Source organism: Streptomyces sp. NBC_00252 (genome assembly GCF_036187565.1).
Classification (GTDB): Bacteria; Actinomycetota; Actinomycetes; order Streptomycetales; family Streptomycetaceae; genus Streptomyces.
In genome coordinates, this window is record NZ_CP108087.1 from 1,474,262 (window position 1) to 1,497,085 (window position 22,824).

Consider the following 22,824-nt stretch of genomic DNA (forward strand, 5'->3'; position numbering starts at 1 on the left):
GTCATCCGCGGCGCCGCTCGATCGCGCACACCGTCGAACCGGGAATTTTACGGAGCGCCGGGCCGCAGCACCAAACCCGCTCCAGGTCACGACCCGCAGGCGGTGATGAGCGTCTCCACCTCCTCGGTGAGCGCGCGGGCGAACACGTCGAGATCGGGTACGGCCTCGGCGTCGGCGACGAGGCCGTAGTGGACCTGTCCGCGGTACGTCGAGACGGCGACCGCGAGGGACTGGCCGCACGCCAGCGGGGCGAACGGGAAGACCGCCGTGACGGGGTTGCCGCCGAGCTTGAGGCCGATGCCGGGGAGCGGGACGCTGGTGACGAGGATGTCGAACCAGAGCCGGGCGGCCTGGGCGGCGAGGGGTCCGCCGAGCCGGTGGCCGAGGGCGGGGACGTGGTCGGCGAGGAGGGCGACGGCGCCGGCGCCCCGGTTGGGTCCCGCGTCCTTGTTGCGGTCCATGGCGGCACGCACGGAGTCGAGCCGGGCGAGGGGGTCCGGGTCGTCGACGGGCAGCCGTATCAGATAGCCGGAGAGCCGGTTGCCCTGTGGCTGCGCGGAGCGCGGACGGCGTTTGGAGACGGGGATGAGGGCGCGGGGCGCGACGCCCTCGCTGCCGTCGCCGCGTGCGTCGAGCCAGCGGCGCAGGGCGCCCGCGACGACCGCGATGAGCACGTCGTTGACGGTGCCGCCGACCACCTTGCGGACGCGGTGCACGTCGTCGAGGTCGATGACGACTCCGGCGGTGCGGCGGGTGCCCGAGGGCTCGGAGGTCAGCGCCGAGGACGAGCGGACGTCCAGGGTGGAGCGGGCGACGGACGCCCCGATGTCGAGGGCCCGGCCGACGTCGGACAGGGCGCCGCGGACCAGGTCGGGCAGCCTGCGCACGTCGGGGACGCGGCCGCGCGCGGGCTCCGCGGGGCGCGGGCGGCGCTCGGGCAGGTCCATCGGGTCGAGGATCGCGGCGGCGAGGGTCAGCGCCCGCAGTCCGTCGGCCAGGGCGTGGTGGAACTTGAACAGCACGGCGAAGGAGACACCGTCCTCGCCGGGCAGCACATGCGCCTCCCACGGCGGCCTGCCGCGCTCCAGCGGGCGTTCCATGAGCCGGCCGGCCTCCGCCTGGAAGTCGGCGGTCGGGGCGTGCAGCCGGACGTGGTGGAGCGGGTCGAAGTCCGGGTCGGCCTCGCGGGTGGCGCTCCCGAAGGACAGGGACAGCGGCTGCCACACGTCCCGGATGCGCATCCGCAGCCCGGGGACGGCGGCGGCGCGGGCGGCGAGGAGGTCGGCGGCGTGGGCTCCCGCGGTCGGCGAGTGCGCCGAGAAGACGCCGAGCGCGCCCAGGTGCATCGGGTTCAGGTCGGACTCGATGTTCCAGAACGCAAGGTCGAGAGGAGCGAGCAGGTCAGAAGTCAATTGCTTGCCTCGCGTCGACTAGGGGTGAGCAAGCAGTACAGCCCCGACAGGCGATTACGGTCAAGTACGATCAAGCTACGCACAGTTAACGGCAGGTTAAGTCGTGCCCCGGTCCCGCCCCTCTGGGAGGGGCGGGACTCTAGAGGCACATGGGATCACTTCAGTGCAGGTGGCGCCGCCTGGGGTGATGTACCCCACTCCGACGGGTGCGGGCCGACCGTGAAGGCCAGCGACCGTACGGAGCGGAGTGCGCCGGTCGTCAGATAGGTCCGGTCGTACGACGTGCCGTCCGTCCGGGCGCCCTGGATGTAGCGGTCGGTGGCCGAGGTGCCGGGCGCCGTGATGGTGAGGGCGCCGTGCGGGTAGTAGCGGCGGTCGAGGGTCAGGTCGACCCGGTCGAAGACGGGTGTGGACAGGCCCCAGGTGTCGTAGCCGGGCTGGACCGGGAAGATCCCGATCGACGACAGGACGTTCCAGGCGGACATCGTGCCGAGGTCGTCGTTGCCGGTCATGCCGGTCGGGCCGTCCGTGAAGAGGGTCAGCGCGGCGTGGACGACGTCGGTCGTCTTCCACGGCTGGCCGGTGGACAGGTAGGTGTAGGGGGCGATGAGGTCGGGCTCGTTCTGCGGGTTGTACTTGTCCGCGTTGTAGTAGTCGTACGGCCCGTTGACCCACACCTCGCGGGCGGTCTTCGCCGGGTCGGCCACGAGCTGGTCGTAGGCGAAGAAGGAGTCGAGCCGGGTGTTGGCCGCCTGCCGGCCGCCGATGAGGTCGACCATGCCGGGCAGGTCCTGCGGCACCAGCCACTGGTACTGCCAGGAGGTGCCCTCGTGGAAGCCCTCGCTCTGCGCGGGGTCGGCCGGGCCGACGAAGGCGCCGGAGGCGTCGCGGGCGCGGAAGAAGCCGGTGGAGGGGTCGAAGATCGTGCGGTAGTTCTGGGCGCGGGCGGCATAGCGCGCCGCGTCGGCGCCGTGTCCGAGGTCGCGGGCCATCTGGGCGAGCATGGCGTCCGACAACGCGTACTCCAGGGTGGCCGAGGCCCCGTGGTCGTAGTCCGAGTCACCGGGCTTCGCGTGCGGGCGGTCCTTGATGTACGGCGCGAACCCGTTGGCCAGGTACTCCTTGTTCGCCTCCCGGCCGACCGCGGCCGAGTCGGTGGGCGGCACGCCGTCGGCGTTCTGCTTGAGCGCCCGGTACGCGCGCTCCTCGTAGCCCTTCAACAGGCCTTGCTGGTAGGCGTTGGTGAGGAACGGGGTGACCGGGTCGCCGGTCATGATGTTCGTCTCGACCGTGCCGTAGCCCCACTTGGGCAGCCAGCCGCTCTCCTCGTCGATCGTGATGACGGAGATCGCCATGTCGCGGGCCTCGCGGGGTGCGAGCAGGGCGAGGAGCTGGGACTGGGTGCGGTAGGTGTCCCACAGGGACCAGTTCTGGTAGTACGTGAAGTCCCTTGCCCGGTGGACCTGTTGGTCCCAGCCGGTGTAGCGGCCGTCGGCGTCGCTGCCGATGTTGGGGGCGAGGAAGGACCGGTACAGGGACGAGTAGAACGTCCGGCGCAGGCTGTCGGAACCGCCCTGCGCGCGCACGTCGTCGAGCCGGTCCTCCCAGGCCCGCTGGGCGCGGTGGCGTACCGCGTCGAAGGAACTCCCGCCCTCCGCGCGGAGGTTGACGGCCGCGCCGTGCGCGTCGACGTACGACAGGGCCGTGGTCGCCTCGACCGTACGGTCCTTGGTCGTGTCGAAGCGGACGTAGGCGCCGCCGCTTCCGCTCTTCGAACCGGCGGTCACCGTCGAGCCGTTCCAGGTGCCGTAGGTGGTGAAGGGCCGGTCGAAGTGCGTGACCGTGTGGACGGTGTACGGCTTGGTGTCCTGGCAGAAGCCGCGGCCGGTGATGGAGGTGCGCACGGTGCGGTTGTCGAGGACCTCGACCTTCGAGGTGACGCCGGAGTGGAGCGACTGGGCCGCGTTGAGCAGGACGTTGGCCTTGTCGGTGGCCGGGAAGGTGTAGCGCTGGACGCCGGTGCGGGCGGTCGCGGTGAGTTCGGCCTCGATGCCTGACTTCAGGCCCACTTGGTAGTAGCCGGGGCTCGCGTGCTCGTCGTCGTGGCTGAACTCGGCGGCGTACTGGGCGTAGTCCGTCTGCGTCACGTCTCCGGTCGTGGGCAGTACGGGCAGGTCGCCGCCCAGCCCGCAGCCGACGCCGGAGAGGTGCACGAGGGAGAAGCCGCGGATGTGGTTCTGGGAGTAGTCGTAGCCGGTGTTGTGCCCGGTGTCCGGCGAGAACTGCACCATGCCGAAGGGCACGGCGGCACCGGGATAGGTGTTGCCGTCGTTCTCGGTGCCGATGAACGGGTTGACCAGGTCGGTGAGTCGACCGTGGACAGGGGATTCGGCCGCGGCGGGGACGGCGAACAGCGCGGACGCTGCCACCGCCCCCGCCATGCCCAGGCGCAGGCGCCGGGTCCATCTCATGCGGGTGGGCCTCCAGTTGGCGGAAGGGGTCAGGTGGTGGGGCAGTTGGCGGGGGTCGCCTGCGAGGCGTCGCGGATCAGGGCCTGCTGGGCCGCCTTCACCCGCTGCGCGTCCGGCTTGAGCACCCGCCGGTCGTAGGTCATCAGGCCGTTCAACTCGCCCTCGACGTCGGATATTTGGGTGTAGACCGCGCCGTTGCTCCCCTGGCAGGCCAGGGCGTGCACCTCGGCGAGCTTGGTGAGGTAGTCGTCGGTGTAGGCGGCCGGGTCGACGTCGACGTACGACTGCTGGACCGACCAGGCGTGGCCGGGCACCGCGAGCCCGAGACCGCCGTACTCCCCACTCACCAGGGCGCGTCGACCGTCCGGATGGGGTGGCAGGGCCGGGCTGGGATAGCCGTGTTCGTCGATGATGTCGCCGGTGCCTCCGTCGACGCCGAGGTTGATGCCGGACATGCTGTTGACGAGCCGGGTCGGGTCCCAGGCCTTCGCCTGGTCGGCGATGCGGGCCTCGTCGTACTGGCCCCAGCCCTCGTTGAACGTCACCCACATGACGACCGACGGGCTGCTGATGTGCTCGTCGATCATCTGCTTCATCTCGCGCTCGTACTCGGCGCGGGCGGCCGTCGACGGGTTCACCCCTGCGGTCATCGCGGGCATGTCCTGCCACACCATGAGGCCGAGCTTGTCGGCCCAGTAGAACCAGCGGTCGGGTTCGACCTTGATGTGCTTGCGCACGGCGTTGAAGCCCAACTCCTTGTGGATCTTGAGGTCATGGGCGAGCGCCGCGTCGGTCGGTGCCGTGTAGAGGCCGTCCGGCCAGAAGCCCTGGTCGAGCGTGGCCATCATGAAGACGGGCTTGCCGTTGAGGACCGTGCGCGGGACGCCGTCGACCTTCTCCACGGCGATCGAGCGCATCCCGAAGTAGCTGCCGACGTGGTCCTTGCCGACGGTGACCTTCAGGTCGTAGAGGAACGGGTCGTCGGGTGACCAGAGGCGCGGGTTCTTCAGGGTCAGGGTCAGCGGACCGCCCGTGCGGCCGTGGGCCGTGGCGACCTCGCGCTTTCCGGCGTACGCCGTCGCCGTGATCGGTACGCCGGCGCGAACTCCCTGTGCCTCGACGGTGAGTCGGCTCCTGGCGACGTCGGGGGTGAGCTTGAGCGAGCCGACGTGGTCGGAGGCGACCGGTTCCATCCACACCGTCTGCCAGATGCCCGAGGTCGGGGTGTACCAGATGCCGCTCGGGTCGAGGCGCTGCTTGCCGATCGGGGGGTTCTCGCCGTCGGCCGCGTCGGTGGGGTCGTAGACGCCGACGATCAGCTCCTGGGTGCGGCCGGGCTTCAGGGCGTCGGTGACGTCCGCGCTGAACTTGTCGTAGCCGCCCTGGTGTTCGGTGACCTTCGTGCCGTTGACGTAGACCTCGGCGCGCCAGTCGACGGCGCCGAAGTTGACCATCAGGCGCTTGCCCGAGCCGATCTTCCAGTCGGCGGGGACGGTGAAGGTACGGCGGTACCACATGCGGTCCTCGTGGCGTTCCAGGCCGGAGAGCTGGGACTCGACGGGGTACGGGACGAGGATGCGCTCGGCGAGGTTCTTGCCGACCGGCGGCTGCTCCCCCGCCGTGGCCGCGGCGAACTGCCAACTCCCGTTGAGGTTGCGCCAGTCGGTGCGGGTCAGCTGCGGGCGCGGGTACTCGGGGAGGGCGTTGTGCGGGCCCACCTGGTCGGCCCACTGGGTGCGGAGTTCGTAGGTGGAGTGGTTCGGGCCGCTGCTCCAGAAGGCGTTGATAACGTTGCCATCGGCCGAGGAGAGACCGCCTTCGCCGTCGTAGCGGATGTCCGCGGTGCCGGGTGCGGTGCCGGTCTTGTTGCCCACGACGGGCTGGGTGAGCGGAATGAGCAGGGTGCGCGGGTCGGCCGGGTCCAACTTGGCTGTTCCCAGCGGCCACTTGGCGCCGCCGATCACCGCTTCGAGGTGGTCGGTCAGGTCGGCCGGGGGTGTGGCGAGGGGCTGGGCGAAGTCGAGTTTCAGGGTGCGGCCGGTGCTGGTGACCGTGGCGGCGACGGGGCCGTCGTAGTCGTAGCCGTCGGGGAGCCGGAAGGCCGACTGCGGGATGGCCACCTTGGTGCCTCCGGGTTCGGTCCAGCGCACGTGGAGGTTGGAGCCGCCGTAGTGCTCGAAGTACTCGACCTTGATGTCGTAGGCCGTGCCGGCGGTCAACTCGACGGGGGCGGAGGTCTGTTCGGTGTCCCAGTCGTCGACCCAGTGGTCGATGACGAGCTGTCCGCCGATCCAGAGGCGGAAGCCGTTGTCGCCGATGATCGAGAAGGTGTGGGGGCCGGTCTTCGCCGGGACGACCTTGCCGGTCCAGCGGACGCTGACGTCGTCGGACCGGCCGGTGGCGAAGGCGAGCCGGGGTTCGAGGTTGTCGAAGTCGAGGTTCGGGTCGACGCCGGTGGCCTTGAGGTCGGCGAAGTCGAAGGCGCCTGGGGCGGATTGGGTGTAGTACTCGCCCTTCAGGCCGTGGATCTCGGCGGGGGCGTCGGCCGCGGCGGCGCTCGCGGCGGGGAGGGCGGCCAGCCCGGCGATGCCGAGGGCCAGGGCGAGCAGTAACGCGAGTCGGTCTCGGAGTCGTCTGATGCGCACGGAACCTCCATAACAACGTTGTCATGGGCAGCAGTTGGCATGACAACACGGATTCCGGATTCCGTCCAGGCCATGACAACCACCGGTGGGGCCGGGACGCTGCGGGCACGCGGACGCGGCGCGGCCCCGGTGCGGCCGAACGGCACCGGGGCTCCGAAGCGCCAACACGAAGCTATGTGACCAGTTGATTCTTCCCGAGTGCGATGACGCCGCCCTTGGAGACCGTGTACAGGTCGGCGTCGCGCTCCGGGTTGACGCCGATCGTCGCGCCCGGCGGCACCTCGACGTTCTTGTCGAGGACGGCGCCCCGGACCACCGCGCCCCGGCCGATGTGGACGTTGTCGTGCAGGATCGAGCCCTGGACCACCGCTCCGGGGTCGACCACCACACCCGGCGAGAGGACGGACCGGGTGACCTGGCCGCGGATCAGGCAGCCGGAGCTGATGATCGACTCGCTGGCCATGCCGCCGGCGTTGAAGCGGGCCGGGGAGAGCTGGCCGGAGTGGGTGTAGATGGGCCAGTTGCGGTTGTAGAGGTTGAAGGCGGGGCGCTCCGCGATGAGGTCCATGTGGGCGTCGTAGTAGGCGTCCAGGGTGCCGACGTCCCGCCAGTAGCCCTGGTCGCGGGTGGTCTCGCCGGGGACGTGGTTGGCGCTGAAGTCGTACAGGGCGGCCTCGCCCCGGTCGGTGAGCGCGGGCAGTATCGAACCGCCCATGTCGTGCACGGAGTCGGTCTCCTCCGCGTCCCGCTGGAGCGCCTCAATCAGCGCCTTGGTGGTGAAGATGTAGTTGCCCATCGAGGCGTACACGCACTCCGGGTCGTCCGCCAGACCCGGCGGGTCGGCGGGCTTCTCCAGGAAGCGCTCGACCGTCTGGCCGTCCGAACCCGGGGTGATCACACCGAACTGCGAGGACTCGGCGCGCGGCACGCGGATACCGGCCACGGTGACGCCCGCGCCGCTCTCCATGTGCTGGGCGAGCATCTGCCGGGGGTCCATGCGGTAGACGTGGTCGGCGCCGAACACCGCGACGTACTCGGGGCGTTCGTCGTAGATCAGGTTCAGCGACTGCAGGATCGCGTCCGCGCTGCCGAGGTACCAGCGCGGGCCCAGGCGCTGCTGGGCCGGGACCGGTGTGACGTAGTTGCCGAGCAGGCTCGACATGCGCCACGTGGTGGTGATGTGCCGGTCCAGCGAATGCGACTTGTACTGCGTGAGGACGCAGATGCGCAGAATGTCGGCGTTGACGAGATTGGACAGTACGAAGTCCACGAGGCGGTATGTGCCGCCGAAGGTGACCGCGGGTTTGGCCCGGTCGGCGGTGAGGGGCATCAGCCGCTTGCCCTCACCGCCCGCCAGTACGATCCCGAGCACCGAAGGTCCGCCACGACGCATGGCCGCTCCCCTCACCCTGATTTGACCCCAGCCTGCCCCGAGCTGCGCGTACTAAGCCTGTTTGGCGATCTCCGCGTAGAGCCGCGCGGTGCGCAGCGCCACGGCGTCCCAGCCGAACTCGCCCACCGCGCGCTCCCGCCCGGCCTCGCCCATCCGTTTCGCAGTCTCCGGGTCGGCGAGCACGGAGTCGAGTGCCAGCGCGAGGTTGGCCTCGAAGTCGTCGTCCACCGACACCAGGAGCCCCGTCTCCCCGTCCGCCACCACTTCGGGGATGCCCCCGACGCGGGAGGCGACCACGGCAGTACCGCAGGCCATCGCCTCCAGGTTCACGATCCCGAGGGGCTCGTAGACCGAGGGGCAGGCGAACACGGTGGCATGGGTGAGGAGTTGGATCACTTCCGGGCGGGGCAGCATCTGCGGGATCCAGTGGACCCCCGCGCGGACACTGCTCAGCTCCTCGAAGAGCTCGCGGAACTCGCGGTCGATCTCGGGGGTGTCCGGCGCGCCCGCGCACAGCACGACCTGTGCGGCCGGGTCGATGTTCCGCACGGCGCGCAGCAGATGGGGCACGCCCTTCTGGCGGGTGATGCGGCCGACGAACAGTACGTAGGGGCGGCCGGGGTCGATGCCGAGCCGGGTGAGGATGTCCGTGCCGTGGTCGGGGCGGTAGAGCGTGGTGTCGATGCCGTTGTGGACGACCCGCACCTTCGCCGGGTCCAGCGCCGGGTAGCAGGTGAGGATGTCCTCGCGCATGGCTCCCGACACGGCGATGACACCGTCGGCGGCCTCGATCGCGGTGCGCTCGGCCCAGCTGGAGAGGGCGTAGCCGCCGCCGAGCTGCTCGGCCTTCCAGGGGCGCAGCGGCTCCAGCGAGTGCGCGGTCATCACGTGCGGGATGCCGTGGAGAAGCTTGGCGAAGTGGCCGGCCAGGTTGGCGTACCAGGTGTGGGAGTGGACGAGTTCGCGGCCTTCGAGGGCGGCGGCCATGGAGAGGTCCACGGAGAAGGTCCGCAGGGCGTCGTTGGCGCCGTCGAGGGTGGGCCAGGAGCGGTGGCGTACGACGCCCTCGGTGCGGCCCTCACCCCAGCAGTGCACGTCGAGGTCGACCAGGGGCCTCAACTCCCGGGCGAGGAACTCCACATGGACGCCCGCGCCGCCGTACACATCCGGCGGGTACTCCCGGGTCAGCAGTCCCACTCGCACCCGAAACCCCTTGTTCTCGGCGGCAGATTGCCCTCATGGTCACCCAGAAGCCGCGTTCGGGGAAGAGCCAGGTGGTCGTGTGAAGCAGCAGTCCCCGCACACCCCGCCACCGGGGATCCGATAGTAGAGGCAGCAACTCCGCCGCCGGAAGGAGCTGCCGGTGAACGTTCCGGTGCCGGCGAGGAGCGGGTGGGCGAAGAGTTCCCCGGTCAGGGCACGCGCGCGCGTGGCGACGTCCGTACGGCCACGCGCGCGTGCCCAGCGGTTCAGTTCACGGGCCGCGCCCGCGAGCGCGGAGCCTGCGTTGCCCCACAGGAGGCCGGCGGCCGTGCTGTGACGGGCCGCCAGGGCCGTGACCAGCGGTTCCAGGTGGGCATGCAGCACGGTGTCCGCGAGGGTGGCGGCGTCGCCGGGCAGCGGGCGCACCTCGGCCAGCCACAGGTCGTCGGGCGCGCTCGCTTCGGCGTCCCAGTGCAGCAGGCCGGGGTCGAGGTCGGGGACATGGCCGTACAGAACGGCGCTGCCGAGCGCGATCGACCACAGCCGGGCCGCGAGTCCCTGCTGTGCGATCGAGGCGGCGATCCGCGGTTCAGGGGCGTGGATCCGTTCCGCGACGACATGGACACGAAAAGTCAGCGGATTTCCGTAAACATCCGACGCCGGACTTTCGTAGGCCCGCGCGAGCGTCGGCAGCGGGCCGCGCGGGGCTCCGCCCGTGCGTAGTACGAAGAAGCCGCCGAGCGGGCGGAGCGCGGCGAGTTCGGGGTCGAGGTCCACGAACAGCAGTAGTACCAAGGCTCTCAGGGGCTTCCCCCAGGGGGTGTCGCCCGGTGTCACCCACCTTGGGGAGGACAAAGGGTCTTTCGTACTCCATCGGCAGTACTACCCAATCGGTGCTCAGGTACGACGACGGGAAGAACATCGGACGGCATCGTGTTCTGTATGAAAGCCGACCGTTCGCCGCGTGGTGCCAGAGGTGCCCGCCTGACGCAGAGGAGCTGCCGATGAGCGCCCTCGCGTTGTCCATCCTGCTCTCGCTCGTCTCCGCCGTGGCCTACGCCGGCGGGGCGATCGTGCAGGAGCGCGTCGCGGTGTCCTCGCCCGAGCAGGAGTACGCGCCGCTGCGCCGCCCCAGCTGGTGGGCGGCGGTCGGTCTGAACGGCACCGGTGGTCTGCTGCACGTGGTGGCGCTGGCCTACGGCCCGCTGAGCCTGGTGCAGCCGCTGGGTGCCCTGACGATCGTGTTCGCGCTGCCGATGGCGGCGCTCTTCGTCGGCCGTAAGGCCGGGTCCACCGCCTGGCGCGGCGCGATCATGGCGACGATCGGTCTGGCGGGTCTGCTCTCCCTGGTCGGCGCGTCCGACAGCCACTCGCTGAGCACCGCGCAGCGGGTGTCCGTCGCGGTGTTCACCGGCGCGGTGGTCGTGACCCTGATGATCGCGGGCCGCGCGGCACACCGGCACCCGGCGGTGCGCAGCGTGCTGCTGGCGACCGCGTCCGGCATAGCCTTCGGCATGTCATCGGTGTTCACGAAGACGGTGACGGTCGACTGGGACAACGGCGCGGTCTCCGCCTCCGACATCCCGTTCCTGGCCGTGATCGCGGTGTTCGCCGTCGCCGGTCTGATGCTCTCGCAGGCGTCCTACCGGGGCGCGGGCCTCGCGGCCCCGCTGGCGGTCCTGACGGTCGTGAACCCGGTGGTGGCGGCCGCGGTCGGCATCACGATGTTCGGCGAGACCTTCCGCTACGGCACGACGGGCACCCTCCTCGCCCTGTCCGCCGGAGTGGTCGCCGCGGGCGGCCTGATCCTGCTGACCACGGAGCGGCTGGAGAAGACCGTGCCGGCCGACACCGCCGCGGCTCCGCTCGCGCCCTCGCCCGTCGAGGAGTTGCTGGACGCCCTCCCTGGACAGCCCGTCGACGTGAGCGTGAACGTCGGCGCGCCGGACGCGGACATCACCGCCGACACCTCGGGCGACGGGATCCTGGTCCCGGCCCAGACGGCGGGTCCGGCCGGCGAGGGTTACGGGACCACGGAGCCGACCGGCTCCGATGAGGCGGAGGCGGTCGGCTACTTCGGTCCGTTCTACGCCGGCCTGTACGTGATGCTCCCGGTGCCCGACCGGCACCGGGAGCGCGTCAAATCCTGACCCCGCCGGCCCGCAGATAGGCGAGCGGGTCGATGTCGGAACCGAAGCCGGGCCCCGTCCGCACCTCGAAGTGCAGATGCGGGCCCGTGGTGTTTCCGGTTGACCCGGACCGCCCGATGCGCTGCCCCTCGCCCACCGACTGGCCGTCCCGCACGGAGATCGCGGACAGGTGCGCGTACTGCGAGTACCGCCCGTCGGCGTGCCGGATCACCACCTGGTAGCCGTACGACCCCGCCCATCCGGCGCTGACGACCGTGCCGGGCTCGATGGCCTTCACCGAAGTGCCGGTGGGGACAAGGAAGTCGACGCCCGTGTGATACCCCTTCGACCAGTGCGAGCCCTCCGCGTGGTACGCGGTGCCGATGGGCGCGTCGACGGGCGCGATGCGGGAACGGCCTGTCGACTTCTTGGTGGTCTTCTCGGCCGTGTGTGAAGTGGCCTTCTTCTTCTGGGACTTGGTGGCCGACGGCTTGGTGGCCGGTTTCGTCGTCGTGTGGGACGTGGGGTCGGCCTTGGGGTGCAGGCTCAGCCGCTGTCCGGGCAGGATCAGGTCCGGGTCGCTGCCGACGGTCGTGCGGTTGGCGGCGTAGAGCCCGTGCCAGCCGCCGTCGACGCGCTCGGTGTCGGCGATGCCGGAGAGGGTGTCGCCGCGCACGACCGTGTACATCTCGGCGGTGCCCGCGCGGGACTGCGGGGTGGTCTGCGGCTGGACGTCCTTCACGGACCGCTTGACCACGGTCTGCTTCCTGCCCTCGGCCTTGCTCTTGTGCGCCGAGGTGCTCTCGGTCCTCGTGCCGCCGACGTGGATGTCGGGGGTGCCGCCGCCCCGGGTGAGCCCGGCACGCACCGAGCACACCGGCCAGGCGCCGGGACCCTGGCCCTTGAGGACCTTCTCCGCGACGGCGATCTGCTGGTCCCGGGTGGCCAGGTCGGCGCGGCGCGCGTACGCCGTACCGCCGTAGGCCTCCCAGGTGGACTGGGTGAACTGGAGCCCGCCGTAATACCCGTTGCCGGTGTTGATGCTCCAGTCGCCGCTGGACTCGCAGGCGGCGACCTTGTTCCAGGTGCTCACATCGGCCGCCTGGGCGGTGCCGGCGCCCGCGCCGACGAGCGGGATCGCGATGCCCGCGCCGCCCGCCGTGACCGTGAGCAGCGAGGCCCGGTTGATCCTGTTCGGCTGATACCGGCGGTGCCGGCCGCGTACGGCCATGGAGAATCCCCCTCGACATGCGTCAGGAGGGCCAAAAATAAGCGCCCCGAACAGGCCATGACAAGGTGGCAACCGGCCGCTCTGGGACTCAAGTGACCGGTAATCCACGCCCGTTGGAAACGGGTGGGGCAGGTGGGGTTGAGCGGGCGTTTCCGCGGAAGGAGCCCGGGAGGAACAGCGACACGAGGCGGACAACTCCGTACGGCCAGCACGTGCGGTCGGGGTACCGGCGGGCCAGGATGGTCAGTGGGGCAATACTGGCGAGCCCGACCGGTACCACCGATGTCAGGACCTTCCTGATCTTTAGGAGCCAACCGAATGAGCACATCAGCGCAGATCGGCGTCACGGGTCTCGCGGTCATGGGCCGCAACCTCGCCCGCAACTTCGCGCGCAACGGCTACACGGTCGCCGTGCACAACCGGACCGCGTCCCGCACCCGCGACCTGGTGGCGGAGTTCGGGAGCGAGGGCGACTTCATCGCGGCGGAGACGGCCAAGGACTTCGTGGCGGCGCTGGAGCGGCCGCGCCGCCTGGTCGTCATGGTGAAGGCCGGTGACCCGACGGACGCGGTGATCGAGGAGTTCGCCCCTCTCCTGGAGCCCGGCGACATGATCATCGACGGTGGCAACGCGCACTTCGAGGACACCCGGCGCCGTGAGAAGGCGCTGCGCGAGCAGGGCATCCACTTCGTCGGCATGGGCGTCTCCGGCGGCGAGGAGGGCGCGCTGAACGGGCCGAGCATCATGCCGGGTGGCCCGAAGGAGTCGTACGAATCCCTCGGTCCGATGCTGGAGAAGATCTCCGCGAAGGCGAAGGACGGGGCGCCCTGTGTGACCCATGTGGGTCCCGACGGCGCCGGGCACTTCGTGAAGATGGTGCACAACGGCATCGAGTACGCCGACATGCAGCTGATCGGCGAGGCGTACCAGCTGCTGCGCGATGTCGCCGGGTACTCCCCCGCGCAGATCGCGGACATCTTCCGCACCTGGAACACGGGCCGGCTGGACTCCTACCTGATCGAGATCACCGCCGAGGTGCTGTCCCACGTGGACGAGGCCACCGGCAAGCCGTTCGTGGACGTCGTCGTCGACCAGGCGGAGCAGAAGGGCACCGGCCGCTGGACGGTGCAGATCGCCCTCGACCTCGGCGTCCCGGTCTCCGGCATCGCCGAGGCGGTCTTCGCCCGCTCCCTCTCCGGCCACGCGGCGCTACGCGAGGCCTCGCGAGGGCTGGCAGGACCCACGGCCGCCCCGCTGGGCGAGACCGAGGCGGCGGCCTTCGCGGACCGGGTCGAGCAGGCGCTGTACGCGTCGAAGATCGTGTCGTACACGCAGGGCTTCCACGAGATCGCGGCGGGCAGCGAGGAGTACGACTGGAACGTCGACCTCGGCGCCGTCTCCTCGATCTGGCGCGGCGGTTGCATCATCCGGGCGGCCTTCCTCGACCGCATCCGCGCCGCGTACGACGCCCGCGCGGACCTGCCGAGCCTGCTCTCCGACGAGACGTTCGCGCAGGAGATCGCGGGGGCGCAGGACGACTGGCGCGAGGTCGTCGTCGCGGCCACCCGGCAGGGCGTCCCGACGCCCGGCTTCTCGGCGGCCCTCGCGTACTACGACGCACTGCGCGCCGAGCGGCTGCCCGCGGCGCTCACGCAGGGGCAGCGGGACTTCTTCGGGGCGCACACGTACCGCCGGGTGGACCGGGACGGCGCGTTCCACACGCTGTGGGGCGGGGACCGGTCGGAGGTCACGGCGTAGGGGTTCTGCCGCGCGTCCGACACCCCCGGGGCATGAGGCCCCGGGGGTGTCGGGCGTTTGTCAGGCCGGTTGCCAGAGTTCGAGGCGGTTGCCCTCGGGGTCGGTGACCCAGCCGAAGCGCCCGACGCCGTCCATGTCCTGCGTCTCCCCGTCCACGTCCGCTCCCTTGGCGCGCAGCTGCGCGAGCATCGCGTCGAGGTCGCGGACGCGGAAGTTGAGCATGGTCCGCTGGGTGCGGGATCCGAAGTAGTCGGTCCCGGACTCGAACGCCGCGAACACCGTCGGCCCGGCTTCCGGGCGCCACAGGCCGTGCTCGTCGGTGTCCAGACCGAGGCAGTCCCGGTACCACGCGCTGAGCGCCTCCGGGTCGGTGGCCCGCAGGAAGTATCCGCCGATTCCGAGTACACGTTCCATGGGGGCATCCTGCCAGGGGCGGGAGCGGGCCGCGTGGCGTGTGGGGGTACGGCCGAGCCGGGCAGCCCGCGAGTGGGCTGCCCGGCTCGTCGTGTCCTGCGTGACCGGTGAGACCGGTCAGGTGAGCGGTGGACCCGGCTCAGGGGCCGGCACCGGTTCCGGGCCGGGGCCCGGCGGGATCGGGGACGGGGACGGGTCCGGGGTGGGCGGGGGACCCGGCGGGGGCGTGGGAAGCGGGACCGGGGGCTCCGGGTCGGGGACCGGCGTGGGGCCGGGGCCCGGAACGGGGGTCGGGCTCGGTGGTACCGGGTCGGGGTACGGCTGCGTCATCGTGTCCTCCAGCCAGTGGCTTTGATCGGCTCTGGACTACTCCCCCGCGTACCCCACACCCGCCCCGCCACTCACCCGAGTGGCCTCAGCCGGGCTCCACCCGCGTGCCGACACCCGCGAGCCGTGCCGCCTAGAACCGCCCGGGATGCGCCCGAAGCCACTCCATCGCCGCCCGCTGCAGCTTCGGGTCGGCGGCCGGTGCCTCGTCGGGATGACGTTCCGCCCACTTGACGACGTAGGGGCAGAGCGGGGCGACGACGATGCCCTCGCGGGCCGCGATGCCGTAGAGCTCGCGGGCCAGGGAGCCTGCGATGCCCTTTCCTTCGTGGGCCGGTTCCACGAGGGTGTGCACCGGGACGAGGGCGCGCGCGGGCTCCTCCAGGACGAAGTACTCGATGTGGCCCACGACTTCGCCGTCACCGACCGCCTCCAGGCGGCCCGCCGCCCGGTCGTCGCGGATCTCGATCTCGCTCATGGGCATCCTCCTGGTGCGATGGTCCGGCCGTACCGACCACTTGAGCGTAACCGACGATGATCACCGGGTCCCCGGGATCCTCAGGGCGGCCGGCGACCCCATGGACCGCACTGCCCACGGCGCCCCGCACGGCCCAGGTATTCGAGCGCGTTCGAATTCATTGCGGGCCACCTCCCGATCCCCAAGGCTGTCCCTGCACCGGCAGCCGTCCGAGCCCGGTGCAGGGGGAGAGCCGCCGTGGCCGACGCGATGGTGGAGCAGGCGCAGAGATTCATCAACAGCTACGACGTCGACGGCATCCCGAAGGTGGAGGTCAACGGCAAGACCAGTTGGACGGTCATGTACGCCCTCACCCGGGCGCTCCAGCACGAGCTGGGGATGACCACCCTGGCCGACAGTTTCGGACCGGCGACGCTCGCGGCCCTGCAGTCCCGTTTCCCGGTCATCGACGGCAACACCCGCAACGGCAACATCTACCGGATCGTGCAGTCGGGCCTGTACTGCAAGGGCTACGACGGTGACCAGATCAACGGCGACTACACGGAGCGCGTCTCGGCCTCCGTCACCAGCCTCAAGCGGAACATGGGCGTCGACGCCGCCTACCCGGGGGACAGTCTGACCCCGAAGGTCTTCAAGGCGCTGCTGACGATGGACGCGTACGTGCTCGTCGACGGCGGCACGGACGCCATCCGCTCCGTGGAGCAGTGGCTCAACAGCCGCTACATCGGCCGCCGGGACTTCTTCGTGATCCCCTGTGACGGCAACTTCTCCCGGGACGTGCAGAAGGCGCTCATCTACGCCATCCAGTACGAGATCGGCATGAGCGACGACGTGGCCACAGGGGCGCTCGGGCCCGCCACGAAGCAGGGCCTGCGCGACCACACCGTGGCCCAGGGCTCGACCGGCGTCTGGGTCGGCCTGTTCAGCGCGGCGATGCTCTTCAACCGCCGACCCGGGGCCGCCTTCACCACGACCTTCGACGCCGGACTCGCCGCCGGGGTACGGGACTTCCAGAGTTTCGTACGACTCCCCGTGAACGGCCAGGGTGACTTCCCCACCTGGGCCTCCCTGCTGGTGTCCACGGGCGACAACACCCGCGTCGGCACGGCCTGCGACACCGTCACCGAACTGACCGCGCCCCGTGCCGCGGCCCTGTACTCCGCGGGCTACCGCTACATCGGCCGGTACCTCTCCAACGTCCCGGGCTCCACCCTCAACAAGCAGCTCCAGCCGGGCGAGTTGAAGGTCATCGCCGCACAGGGCCTCAACGTCTTCCCGATCTACCAGACCTATGGCGGCGAGGCGGCGTACTTCCGCCGTGAGCAGGGCATCGCGGACGCCCACGCCGCGATCGAGCGGGCCCGGCACTACGGTTTCAAGGCCGGTACGCGGATCTATTTCGCCGTCGACTTCGACGCCCTCGACTACGAGGTGACCGACAGCGTCCTGCCGCACTTCCGCGGCATCAAGGCCACCGTCGACGAGTACGGCCCCGAGTACCGGATCGGCATCTACGCCCCGCGCAACGTGTGCAGCAGGGTCGGCGCGGAGGGCCTGACCTCGGCCAGCTTCCTGTCCGACATGTCGACGGGTTTCTCTGGCAACCTCGGGTTCCCGCATCCCGTGGACTGGTCGTTCGACCAGATCGCCACGATCTCCGCGGGCAGCGGCTCCGGGGCGATCTCCATCGACAACGACATCGCGTCGGGCCGTGACCTGGGGCAGAGCAGTTTCCTGGAGGAGAACGACGACAGCCGTCTGGACGGTCGGTTCGACACGTTCTTCCGTGACGTGCTGCTCGCCGACGTGCAGAACTACATGGTCAACTCCATGGGGGTGCCGGAGCAGGGCGGCGAGGGCGGCATGGCCTACAGCACCCGCACGACCACCCAGTCGTTCCAGGCGGTGATGGACCTCGACTGGCTGACCACCTCGGTCTCCCGCACGTACGGCATGCGCAAGGCGCTGATCCAGTGCCCGCTGCTGTGGGAGATCAGGGCGTACAACGTCGCCGACAAGGCCGCGGACGACGCCGTGGAGGCCGGTCTCAAGGACGACAGCAGCACCGGCCTCGGGCAGATCCGGGCGCACACCGGCATCGACGCGCGCAACTACTGCGTGGACGCGGGCATCATCACCGGCCGCATCATGAGCACGGACAGCTCCGACGACCTCTCCACCATGTGGCACAGCCTGCACGACGACGACGTGTACAACGTCAGCACCATCCCGGCGGTCCTCGTCCAGGGCGCCGCACTCCTCGGCATCGCACGGCCCACCGTCGACAGCAGCACCGACGACAGCCGCCGGATCATGGGCCGGTACAACGGGACCGGTGACGGCGCCGAGCGCTACGGCAACGCGATGATCGGGCTCTTCGCCGTGTTCGAGAAGTACAACAGCCTCATGCGCGACTGACCGCGCCCCTCCCCCGTACTTCCACCCCACTCTTCCCCGGAGCCTCGCCATGTCCTTGCCCAGCCCTGCCCCGACCCGGCGCGTGCTGCTGCGCACGGCCACCGGAATCGCCGTCGCCGCGACGGTTCCCGGACTCGCCACCGCCGCCGCGGCGACACCGACCGCCGTACCCGGCCTCGCGGAGAGCCCGGCCTCCCGGGCCGACCCGCGCACAGGCGGCACCAGTGCGAACGGCTGGCCGACGGAGAAGGGCGCCGACATCGGCGGCGCCGTGTGGACCAGACCCGTACCGGGCACGGGCGCGTCCGTCGCGCTGCGGCTCGGCCCCGCCTCGGCCGTGCTGGTCCATGTGATCAGCCGCTACCACTACGAGGTCGAGGCGCTCGAACCCGACGACATCCAGGGCTTCCGGGCGCCCCACGGCCTGACCGGCTACCGGACCAACTACGCCTCCGGCACTGCCGTCGCCGTCCGCCCGGGCGCCCTGCCGCCGGGCGCGACCGGTGCACTGTTCCCCGCGCAGCGTGCCGCCATCGCCGACATCGTCGCCGACTGCGCGGGCGTGGTGCGGTGGGGCGGCACCTTCAGGACGCCCTACGAGGCCCACTTCCAGATCGACGTCCCGCCCTCCGACGACCGCCTCGCGCGGCTCGCCGACCGGATCGGACGCCGCACCCTCGCGCTCGGGCAGGGCCCGGGAACGCTCGCCCTGCGCGGCTGAGCCGTGGACCCGCACGACCCGTGGCGGGCGTCCGGCCGCGGGACCGACCATGACCATGAGGAGACTGCAGTGAAGAACACCGCGAGATCGCTGGCCGCGACGTTCGCCGTCATGGCGGCGGCCGTCGTCAGCGCCCTGGGCGTCACCGCCGCCCCGGCCTCCGCCGCCCCGTCCGGGGCGCAGTACGACACGGCCTGCAACGTCACCTACTCCTACATCGCGGCCGGCTCCCACCACGGCGCCGGCAACGTGAACTACTGCCGGCTGTGGGGCGGCAGCATCGGCGTGCGCTCGGCACCCGGGTCCAGCAGCCTCGTGGGCACCGTGAACAGCGCCAACATCAACTGGTTCCGCGGCGACACCCTGAGCTCCACCTTCTGTTCCGGCTCCTACTGCAACAACGCCTGGGCCTTCACCGAGGCGGACAACGGCAACTGGGGGTGGGTGCCGGAGGTCTACTTCTCCAGCTCCAACAGCACGTGGGACCCGAACCTCCTCTCCTGCGACGGCAATCCGGGCCTCTGCGCACCGTTCTAGCCCTCACCGGACGGCACACCCGGGGCCGCGGCGCACCTGCGCCGCGGCCCTTCCGTCGCGGCCCTTCCGTCGCGGCCGTCAGGGCGCCGCTGGTCCCGCCTCGAACAGTTGACGGCCTCCGTTGCGGTTGCCCCGGCGCGTGCGGGGGATGAATGTGGCCACAGAGGCTGGAACAGCACCTGGGAGGCGCCGTGACCACCGCATCTGAGCCCCGGGTGTCGGGGCTGGAGATACGCTCCATCGACTACGTGCCCCTGAACGAGCGCCACGGCAAGCTGTGGCACCTCGGCCCCCTGTGGTTCATGTCGAACGCGCAGATCGCCACGCTCGCCGTCGGGCTGATCAGCATCACCGAGGGCGGCAACCTCATCTGGTCGCTCATCGCGATCGTCGCGGGCACCCTGCTCGGCACCTTCTTCATGGCCTTCCACTCGGCCCAGGGCCCGCAGCTCGGCCTGCCGCAGATGATCCAGTCGCGGCCCCAGTTCGGTTACGTGGGCGCCCTGTTGGTGTGGCTGTTCGCGTATGTGCAGTACGCGGGCTTCAACGTCTTCAACACGATCCTCGCGGGCGAGGCCCTGCACACCACGGTGCACGGGAACACCAAGATGTGGGTGGCCGTGGTCACCGTCGTCGGCTTCGTGATCGCGCTCGTGGGCTACGACATCATCCACAAGGCGGAGCAGTTCCTGACGTACAGCTTCCTGGTCGTCTTCGGGATCTTCACCGTGGGCGTGCTGGCGACCCTGCACTACCCGGCCGGCTCCTTCGACCTCGGCGGCTTCTCCTGGACGCCGTTCCTCGCGCAGTTCGGTGTGGTCGCGGGCTACCAGATCAGCTGGGCGATCTACGTCTCGGACTACTCGCGCTACCTCCCGCCGGACGTCACCGTCCGCAAGACCTTCTACTGGACCTACTTCGGCTCGGCGCTCGGCGGGGTCTGGCTGATGACGCTCGGCGCGCTGCTCGCCGCCTGGGCGGGCAAGGACTTCGACACGATCCGCTCGATCGACGCGGCGGGCGACAAGGTGTTCAGCGGCTTCGGCGCGATCGTCCTCCTCTTCGCCACCCTGGGCCTGGTCTCGGTGACCGCGCTGAACATGTACGGCGGTTCCCTGACCCTGATCAGCGCGATCGACTCGTTCCGGAAGGTCCGGCCGACAGTCTCCGTCAGGGCGTTGACGATCGGCCTCACCGCCGCGCTCTCCCTCGTCGGCGCGATGGCCGCCACCGCGAACTTCCTGACGAACTTCAACAACTTCCTGCTGCTGGTGCTCTATCTGTTCATCCCGTGGACCGCGGTCAACCTGATGGACTACTACGTGGTGCGCCGCGGCCACTACGCCATCGCCGAGATCTTCAACCCCCGTGGCATCTACGGCCGTTGGGGCTGGCACGGGATCATCTCCTACCTGGTGGGCTTCGGCGCGATGGTGCCGTTCTTCTCCGTCGGCACCCTCTACGTCGGCCCGATCGCGCATGCCATGGACGGCGCCGACCTCTCCCTGTTCGTCGGACTGCCGGTCGCCGGGCTGCTGTACTGGTGGCTCAGCCGCTCGATCGACGTCGAGGCGGAGATCCGCGTGGCCGAGGCGGAGGCCGAGGAGTTGGAGAACGCGGCGCACCAACACCGCGAGCCCTGACGCCCGTTACGCGGTCACCTCGTCACAACGCGGCTCCTGGACCGCTCCGATCTCCGGCTGCCTCTCGAACTGCGTGCGGTACAGCTCTGCGTATCGCCCGCCGGTGGCGAGGAGTTGGTCGTGCGTGCCGCGCTCCACGATCCGGCCCGCCTCGACGACGAGGATCTGGTCGGCGGAGCGCACGGTCGACAGCCGGTGCGCGATCACCACGGCGGTACGGCCCTGCAACGCCTCGGCGAGGGCCTCCTGTACGGCCGCTTCCGAGGTGTTGTCCAGGTGGGCGGTGGCCTCGTCGAGGATGACGACACGCTGGCGGGCCAGCAACAGCCGGGCGATGGTCATGCGTTGGCGCTCGCCGCCGGAGAGCCGGTAGCCGCGTTCCCCGACCACCGTGTCCAGGCCGTCGGGCAGCGACCGTACGAGGTCGTCGAGGCGGGAGCGGCGCAGCGCGTCCCACAACTCGCCCTCGGTGGCGGCGGGTTGGGCCAGCAGGAGGTTGGCGCGGACGGAGTCGTGGAAGAGGTGGCCGTCCTGGGTGACCATGCCGAGGGTCGCGCGCAGGGAGGAGGCGGTGAGGTCGCGGACGTCGACGCCGCCGACGCGTACGGCGCCTTCGTCGACGTCGTAGAGCCGGGGCAGGAGCTGGGCGACGGTGGACTTGCCTGCGCCGGAGGAGCCGACGAGGGCGACGGTCTGGCCGGGTTCGGCGCGGAAGGAGACGCCGTGCAGGACCTCGGCGCCGCCGCGGGTGTCGAGCGAGGCGACCTCTTCGAGTGAGGCGAGGGAGACCTTGTCGGCGGAGGGGTAGGCGAAGCGGACCTCGTCGAACTCGACGGCGACCGGGCCCTCGGGGACCTCGCGGGCGTCGGGCTTGTCCTCGATCAGCGGTTTCAGATCCAGCACCTCGAAGACGCGCTCGAAGCTGACGAGGGCGCTCATCACCTCGACGCGGGCCCCGGCGAGCGCGGTCAGCGGGGCGTAGAGGCGGGTCAGCAGCAGGGCGAGCGAGACGACCGCGCCCGGCTCCAGGCTGCCGTGCAGCGCGAACCAGCCGCCGAGGCCGTAGACGAGGGCGAGGGCCAGGGCGGAGACCAGGGTCAGGGAGGTGATGAAGACGGACTGGGCGGTGGCGGTGCGGACGCCGATGTCGCGGACGCGGCTCGCGCGGGCGGCGAACTCGACGGACTCCTCGTCGGGGCGGCCGAAGAGTTTGACGAGGGTGGCGCCGGGGGCGGAGAAACGCTCGGTCATACGGGTGCCCATCGCGGCGTTGAGTTCGGCCGCCTCGCGCTGCATACGGGCCATGCGGCTGCCCATCCGGCGGGCCGGGATCACGAACACCGGGAGCAGGACGAGCGCGAGCAGGGTGATCTGCCAGGACAGGGTGAGCATGACGGCGAGGGTGAGCAGCAGGGTGACGAAGTTGCTGACCACGCCGGACAGGGTGTTGCTGAACGCCCGCTGGGCGCCGATGACGTCATTGTTGAGCCGGGAGACCAGCGCCCCGGTGCGGGTCCGGGTGAAGAACGCGACCGGCATCCGCTGCACATGGTCGAACACGGCCGTCCGCAGGTCGAGGATGAGCCCCTCCCCCAGCGCCGAGGAGAGCCGCCGGCCCAGGATGCCGAGGGCCGCCTCCGCGACCGCGATCAGCGCGATGAGCAGGGCGAGGCGGACGACGGTGCCGTCGTCGCCGCCCGACACGATCGCGTCGACGACGTGCCCGGCGAGGACGGGGGTCGCGACCGCGAGCAGCGCGGTCACCACGCCGAGCAGCACGAACCGTGCGATGGGGCGGCGGTGCGGTCGGGCGAACTCCGCGATGCGGCGCAGGGTGGCGCGCGCGAAGGGGCGGCGTTCCGGTTCGGCGGTCATGACGCTGTGCAGCTGGGTCCAGGCCGTGCTCTCCATGCTCATGGGAGAGACCGTAGGACCTCAAGCGTCGTTGAGGTCAACGTATTCGGCGGATCCCGGCGCGGGACGGGGTGCGGGGGCTCGTGTAAGGGCGCGTGTAAGGAACTGTCCCCGCTGCCGCAACCCGCAG

At 70.6% G+C, this 22,824-nt stretch carries 16 protein-coding genes; 6 read left to right on the plus strand and 10 right to left on the minus strand.

Translation table 11 applies throughout. The features are described from left to right. Nucleotides 1-86 precede the first annotated feature (86 nt). From OHT77_RS06460 to OHT77_RS06485, 6 genes are all read right to left on the minus strand, one after another. Nucleotides 87-1,412, minus strand: a complete 1,326-nt coding sequence (locus tag OHT77_RS06460; protein ID WP_328827037.1) for a wax ester/triacylglycerol synthase family O-acyltransferase — start codon at nt 1,410-1,412, stop codon at nt 87-89. 155 nt (nt 1,413-1,567) lie between these two features. Then, on the minus strand, nt 1,568-3,883 hold the full coding sequence (locus tag OHT77_RS06465) for a GH92 family glycosyl hydrolase (RefSeq protein WP_328827038.1): 2,316 nt from the start codon (nt 3,881-3,883) through the stop codon (nt 1,568-1,570). Nucleotides 3,884-3,912: 29 nt separating this feature from the next. Continuing rightward, the gene (locus OHT77_RS06470) at nt 3,913-6,528 is read right to left on the minus strand and encodes a PA14 domain-containing protein (protein ID WP_328827039.1); all 2,616 of its coding nucleotides are present in this window, start codon (nt 6,526-6,528) and stop codon (nt 3,913-3,915) included. Nucleotides 6,529-6,700: 172 nt separating this feature from the next. Next, nucleotides 6,701-7,921, minus strand: coding sequence for a glucose-1-phosphate adenylyltransferase (gene glgC, locus OHT77_RS06475; RefSeq protein WP_328827040.1), 1,221 nt, complete (start codon nt 7,919-7,921; stop codon nt 6,701-6,703). 51 nt (nt 7,922-7,972) lie between these two features. Next, entirely contained in the window at nt 7,973-9,124 is a 1,152-nt protein-coding gene (glgA, locus tag OHT77_RS06480) for a glycogen synthase (RefSeq protein ID WP_328827041.1), read from the minus strand. A gap of 39 nt (nt 9,125-9,163) precedes the next feature. Beyond that, nucleotides 9,164-9,919, minus strand: coding sequence for a (2Fe-2S)-binding protein (locus tag OHT77_RS06485; RefSeq protein ID WP_328827042.1), 756 nt, complete (start codon nt 9,917-9,919; stop codon nt 9,164-9,166). A gap of 209 nt (nt 9,920-10,128) precedes the next feature. On the opposite strand from OHT77_RS06485, the gene OHT77_RS06490 reads away from it, so the two are divergent. Then, complete coding sequence (locus tag OHT77_RS06490; protein ID WP_328827043.1) at nt 10,129-11,274, plus strand: DMT family transporter; 1,146 nt, start codon at nt 10,129-10,131, stop codon at nt 11,272-11,274. On the opposite strand, the gene OHT77_RS06495 is transcribed toward OHT77_RS06490, so the two are convergent. Further along, nucleotides 11,264-12,484: a transglycosylase family protein gene (locus OHT77_RS06495; protein WP_328827044.1), complete on the minus strand. Its 1,221-nt coding sequence runs from the start codon at nt 12,482-12,484 to the stop codon at nt 11,264-11,266. The genes OHT77_RS06490 and OHT77_RS06495 overlap by 11 nt on opposite strands. 318 nt (nt 12,485-12,802) lie before the next feature. On the opposite strand from OHT77_RS06495, the gene gndA reads away from it, so the two are divergent. After that, a complete protein-coding gene (gndA, locus tag OHT77_RS06500) occupies nt 12,803-14,242 on the plus strand; it encodes an NADP-dependent phosphogluconate dehydrogenase (protein WP_328827046.1) in 1,440 nt (479 codons plus the stop codon). Nucleotides 14,243-14,302: 60 nt separating this feature from the next. On the opposite strand, the gene OHT77_RS06505 is transcribed toward gndA, so the two are convergent. Both OHT77_RS06505 and OHT77_RS06510 read right to left on the minus strand, forming a co-directional pair. Next, entirely contained in the window at nt 14,303-14,656 is a 354-nt protein-coding gene (locus OHT77_RS06505; protein WP_328827047.1) for a VOC family protein, read from the minus strand. A gap of 460 nt (nt 14,657-15,116) precedes the next feature. Beyond that, complete coding sequence (locus OHT77_RS06510; RefSeq protein ID WP_328827048.1) at nt 15,117-15,461, minus strand: GNAT family N-acetyltransferase; 345 nt, start codon at nt 15,459-15,461, stop codon at nt 15,117-15,119. A 237-nt stretch (nt 15,462-15,698) separates the two neighbouring features. On the opposite strand from OHT77_RS06510, the gene OHT77_RS06515 reads away from it, so the two are divergent. From OHT77_RS06515 to OHT77_RS06530, 4 genes are all read left to right on the plus strand, one after another. Next, nucleotides 15,699-17,879, plus strand: a complete 2,181-nt coding sequence (locus tag OHT77_RS06515; protein WP_328827050.1) for a glycoside hydrolase domain-containing protein — start codon at nt 15,699-15,701, stop codon at nt 17,877-17,879. Between the two features lie 49 nt (nt 17,880-17,928). Further along, nucleotides 17,929-18,600, plus strand: coding sequence for a hypothetical protein (locus OHT77_RS06520; RefSeq protein WP_328827051.1), 672 nt, complete (start codon nt 17,929-17,931; stop codon nt 18,598-18,600). 69 nt (nt 18,601-18,669) lie between these two features. Beyond that, nucleotides 18,670-19,137, plus strand: coding sequence for a hypothetical protein (locus OHT77_RS06525; RefSeq protein ID WP_328827053.1), 468 nt, complete (start codon nt 18,670-18,672; stop codon nt 19,135-19,137). A 191-nt stretch (nt 19,138-19,328) separates the two neighbouring features. Continuing rightward, a complete protein-coding gene (locus OHT77_RS06530) occupies nt 19,329-20,780 on the plus strand; it encodes a purine-cytosine permease family protein (RefSeq protein ID WP_328827054.1) in 1,452 nt (483 codons plus the stop codon). A 6-nt stretch (nt 20,781-20,786) separates the two neighbouring features. Here OHT77_RS06530 and OHT77_RS06535 read toward each other — a convergent pair whose 3' ends face one another. Continuing rightward, nucleotides 20,787-22,691, minus strand: coding sequence for an ABC transporter ATP-binding protein (locus OHT77_RS06535; protein WP_328834168.1), 1,905 nt, complete (start codon nt 22,689-22,691; stop codon nt 20,787-20,789). Nucleotides 22,692-22,824: the final 133 nt, after the last annotated feature.

What these genes read in the sequence shown, in the direction of transcription:
- OHT77_RS06465 (WP_328827038.1), bottom strand. Translation starts at nt 3,883, where the DNA reads ATGAGATGGACCCGGCGCCTGCGCCTGGGCATGGCGGGGGCGGTGGCA.
- glgC (WP_328827040.1), bottom strand. Translation starts at nt 7,921, where the DNA reads ATGCGTCGTGGCGGACCTTCGGTGCTCGGGATCGTACTGGCGGGCGGT.
- OHT77_RS06490 (WP_328827043.1), top strand. Translation starts at nt 10,129, where the DNA reads ATGAGCGCCCTCGCGTTGTCCATCCTGCTCTCGCTCGTCTCCGCCGTG.
- OHT77_RS06495 (WP_328827044.1), bottom strand. Translation starts at nt 12,484, where the DNA reads ATGGCCGTACGCGGCCGGCACCGCCGGTATCAGCCGAACAGGATCAAC.
- gndA (WP_328827046.1), top strand. Translation starts at nt 12,803, where the DNA reads ATGAGCACATCAGCGCAGATCGGCGTCACGGGTCTCGCGGTCATGGGC.
- OHT77_RS06505 (WP_328827047.1), bottom strand. Translation starts at nt 14,656, where the DNA reads ATGGAACGTGTACTCGGAATCGGCGGATACTTCCTGCGGGCCACCGAC.
- OHT77_RS06510 (WP_328827048.1), bottom strand. Translation starts at nt 15,461, where the DNA reads ATGAGCGAGATCGAGATCCGCGACGACCGGGCGGCGGGCCGCCTGGAG.
- OHT77_RS06520 (WP_328827051.1), top strand. Translation starts at nt 17,929, where the DNA reads ATGTCCTTGCCCAGCCCTGCCCCGACCCGGCGCGTGCTGCTGCGCACG.
- OHT77_RS06535 (WP_328834168.1), bottom strand. Translation starts at nt 22,691, where the DNA reads ATGGAGAGCACGGCCTGGACCCAGCTGCACAGCGTCATGACCGCCGAA.